Source organism: Dactylosporangium sp. NPDC049525 (assembly GCF_040676755.1).
Taxonomy (GTDB): Bacteria; Actinomycetota; Actinomycetes; order Mycobacteriales; family Micromonosporaceae; genus Dactylosporangium.
Genome location: NZ_JBFAPO010000145.1, coordinates 1 through 2923, shown reverse-complemented (window position 1 = coordinate 2923; position 2923 = coordinate 1). Strand labels below are relative to the sequence as shown.

The window sequence follows — 2923 nt, the reverse complement described above, 5'->3', positions numbered from 1 at the left end:
TCGGTATGTGTCACGTTGTTGAGACAAACGTTAGGCACCCGGCCATCGGTTCAAATCCCCGAAACGTGCCACCCACCAGGGGGTCAGCGGGGCAGCGCGTTGCCCAGGCGGATCCCGCTGAACAGCATGGTGCTCGCCGTGACCGCGTCCCAGAACGACCACAGGTTCGGCAGCACCCGCAGCTGGATGCCCGCGGCGGCGTGCAGTGCGAAGAGATCCCCGACGGGCTCGGGCGGGCCCAGCGGCACGACCGGCTCGACGGCGACGTGTGCGTGGTGCACGGGCGCGCCGAACGGTGCGAACGTCGCGGCCGGCAGCCGGTACGCGAACACCCGCGCCGTGCGGATCGCCTCCAGCCAGCCGAACTCCACGGCGTGCACGCGCTCGCCGCAGCCGGCGCCGACGATCCGGTCGCGGTCCTCGGCGGTGGTGCCCGGCCCGCTCCAGGCCATGGCGCGCGGGCACTGACGCGGAAACCAGTAGTCCGGCGACCGCCCGTGGTCGACGGCCCAGACGTACGCCTCCGGCTGCTGCGCGGTCGCCGCGACGTGCGGCACGAACCTGGTGATCGTCGGGTCCTCGGAGAAGTGCAGCACCTGCCCCGGCTCCGGTCGCATCAGTCGCCCTCCCTGCTGCCGCCGTGGTGGCGCTGGTAGTGCCGGGCGACGCGGGCACGGTTGCCGCAGCCGTCGGAGCACCACTCGCGGCGTGGATGGTTGCGCACGAAGTACAGCACGCAGCCGGGCGCGCGGCAGGCCCGCAGCAGCTGCCGGTCCGGCCCGGCGAACAGCGCGACGGCCTCCTCGGCGATGGCCGCAACCGCCGCGAGCGCAGGGGCGTGCGCCGTGCGCGTCACCCGCTGGGGCCAGGCGCCGTGCTCCGGCCCGGCATCCTCCGCCGAGCCCACCGACCGGGCACTGCGCGCCGAACCGGCGCGCCAGGCGTCGTGTGCCGAGCCCGCGGCCAGGGCGTCGTGTGCGGAGCCTGCGGGCCGGGCGGGCGGCGCGCCGGCGGGCTGGGCTTCGGGAGCCGAGCCGACTGGCTGGGTGTCATGTGCCGAGCCCGCGGTCAGGGCGTCGTGTGCGGAGCCTGCGGGCCGGGCGGGTGGCGCGCCGGCGGGCTGAGCTTCGGGAGCCGAGCCCGCCGGCTGGGCGTCGCGTGTCGAACCGGCGGGTCGGGCGTCGTGTGCCGAGCCCGCGGGCCGGACGGGTGGCGCGCCGGCGGGCTGGGCTTCGGGAGCCGAGCCGGCCGGGTGGGCCTCGTGGGACGAGCCGGCCGGGTCGGCGGCGTGGGGCCAGCGCAGCTCGGACCACGACGGTGCCCTGGCGCATGCCCGGTTGACGACCCCGACGGCCGCCTCCAGATCCATGGGGGCGGTGGCTAGGGCGGGCTCCCGGTCGTCGCCGGTCGCGGCGGCGGCCAGGTGGCGCAGCGCGTCGCGGAGGTCCCGCAGCTCGGCGACCGCCGCCCAGTCGGCGATCCCGACCTCGGGCCACGCCTCCCGCAGCCAGCGGGCAGCGGCGGCCGGGTCGGCGATCGTGTCCCGCACGCCGTCGCGGTCGGCCCGCACGGTGTTCATCAGCTCAACCGGCAACGGCTCCACGAACCTAATGGTAAACCATTGCGAAAACCATTTGGTCGTGGACTAATGGAGACATGGCACTTCATCCGTTAGGAAGCGAGGCGGCCGTGTTCCATGAGGGCGAGCTGGCGACCCAGGAGCGGGCCGGCGTGCGGCTCGAGGCGGCCCGGCTGGCCGGCATGCTGGGACCCGGCGGTCTGAGCCGCGGCGCCGGCGGGTGGCTGGCCGAGCGGACCCTGGCGGTGCTCGCCGGCCGCGACCGGGCCGGGCGGCTGTGGACGTCGGCGCTGACCGGCCCGCCCGGCTTCCTCGACGGCGCGGGCCAGCGGCTGCGGGTGGACGCGGCGTTCGCGCCGGGCGACCCGCTGCACGACCTGCCGGCGGGTCAAAGGGTCGGCCTGATCGCGATCGACTTCGCGACCCGGCGCCGGATGCGGGTCAACGGCACGCTGTCCGTCGACGAAGCCGGGCGGGACGGTCTCACCGTCGAGGTGGCGGAGGCGTTCGGCAATTGTCCCCAGTACATCTGGCCGCGCCGGCTCACCGGCACGACCGCGGCTGCGGCAGCGCCGGTCTTCGCGCCGCTGCCGGCCCTCACCCCCGCCGACGCGGCAATGGTCGCCGCCGCCGACACGTTCTTCCTCGGCACCGCCCACCCGGCCCGCGGCGCCGACGCATCGCACCGCGGCGGCCCGCGCGGGTTCCTCCGCGTCGACGGCGGTGACCTGTGGTGGCCCGACTATCCCGGCAACAACATGTTCAACAGCCTCGGCAACCTCGCCACCGACCCGTCCGCGGCGCTGTTCGTGCCCGACTTCGGCACCGGCCGCACCCTGCACCTGTCCGGGACCGCGACCGTGGAGTGGACCGAGGCAGGCACCGGCGCCGCCGACGAGGTGACCGGCCGCCGGGTCCGCTTCCACCCGACCGCCGTCGTCACCGGCGAATATCCGGCCCTTGTCGCCGTCGCCGGCTGACCGTGCTGACCGGCCCGTGTTTCGGCCGGAGCGCACTCGGGAATCCGTCTGCTCAACTGGTCCCCCACGGAGGTTCCCCATGTCGGCACAGGCCGTCCTGTACATCATCGCCATCATCCTGCTCGCCGTCGCGGCGCTGCCGGTGCCGTCCCGCGGCTTCAACCTGGCGATTCTCGGCGCCGCCTTCGCCCTCCTCGCCTACGCCTGGCCCGTCGTCAGCGCCTGACCGAGGCACCCGGCCACGGCCGGTCACCCTTCCCCGGGGGTGGCCGGCCGTGGCACGTTTCGGGGATTTGAACCGGTGGCGGGGTGCCTAACGTTTGTCTCAACAGCAAGACGCAACACCGAGACAGCAAACACCTTC

General features: G+C 74.8%; 3 protein-coding genes and 1 pseudogene. 2 read left to right on the top strand and 2 right to left on the bottom strand.

Annotated features, from left to right (window positions below):
* Nucleotides 1-83 precede the first annotated feature (83 nt).
* Both AB0K00_RS57645 and AB0K00_RS57640 read right to left on the bottom strand, forming a co-directional pair.
* Nucleotides 84-617 carry a DUF6886 family protein gene (locus AB0K00_RS57645; protein ID WP_363540191.1) on the bottom strand — a complete coding sequence of 178 codons (534 nt, stop codon included), beginning with the start codon at nucleotides 615-617 and terminating at the stop codon, nucleotides 84-86.
* Nucleotides 617-763: pseudogene (locus AB0K00_RS57640) on the bottom strand (CGNR zinc finger domain-containing protein); the annotation flags it as partial. The pseudogene AB0K00_RS57640 and the gene AB0K00_RS57645, both read right to left, overlap by 1 nt.
* A gap of 926 nt (nucleotides 764-1689) precedes the next feature.
* On the opposite strand from AB0K00_RS57640, the gene AB0K00_RS57635 reads away from it, so the two are divergent.
* Entirely contained in the window at nucleotides 1690-2559 is an 870-nt protein-coding gene (locus AB0K00_RS57635) for a pyridoxamine 5'-phosphate oxidase family protein (RefSeq protein ID WP_363540189.1), read from the top strand.
* A gap of 79 nt (nucleotides 2560-2638) precedes the next feature.
* Nucleotides 2639-2785, top strand: coding sequence for a hypothetical protein (locus AB0K00_RS57630; RefSeq protein ID WP_363540187.1), 147 nt, complete (start codon nucleotides 2639-2641; stop codon nucleotides 2783-2785).
* Nucleotides 2786-2923 lie beyond the last annotated feature (138 nt).

What these genes read in the sequence shown, in the direction of transcription:
- AB0K00_RS57645 (WP_363540191.1), bottom strand. Translation starts at nt 617, where the DNA reads ATGCGACCGGAGCCGGGGCAGGTGCTGCACTTCTCCGAGGACCCGACG.
- AB0K00_RS57630 (WP_363540187.1), top strand. Translation starts at nt 2,639, where the DNA reads ATGTCGGCACAGGCCGTCCTGTACATCATCGCCATCATCCTGCTCGCC.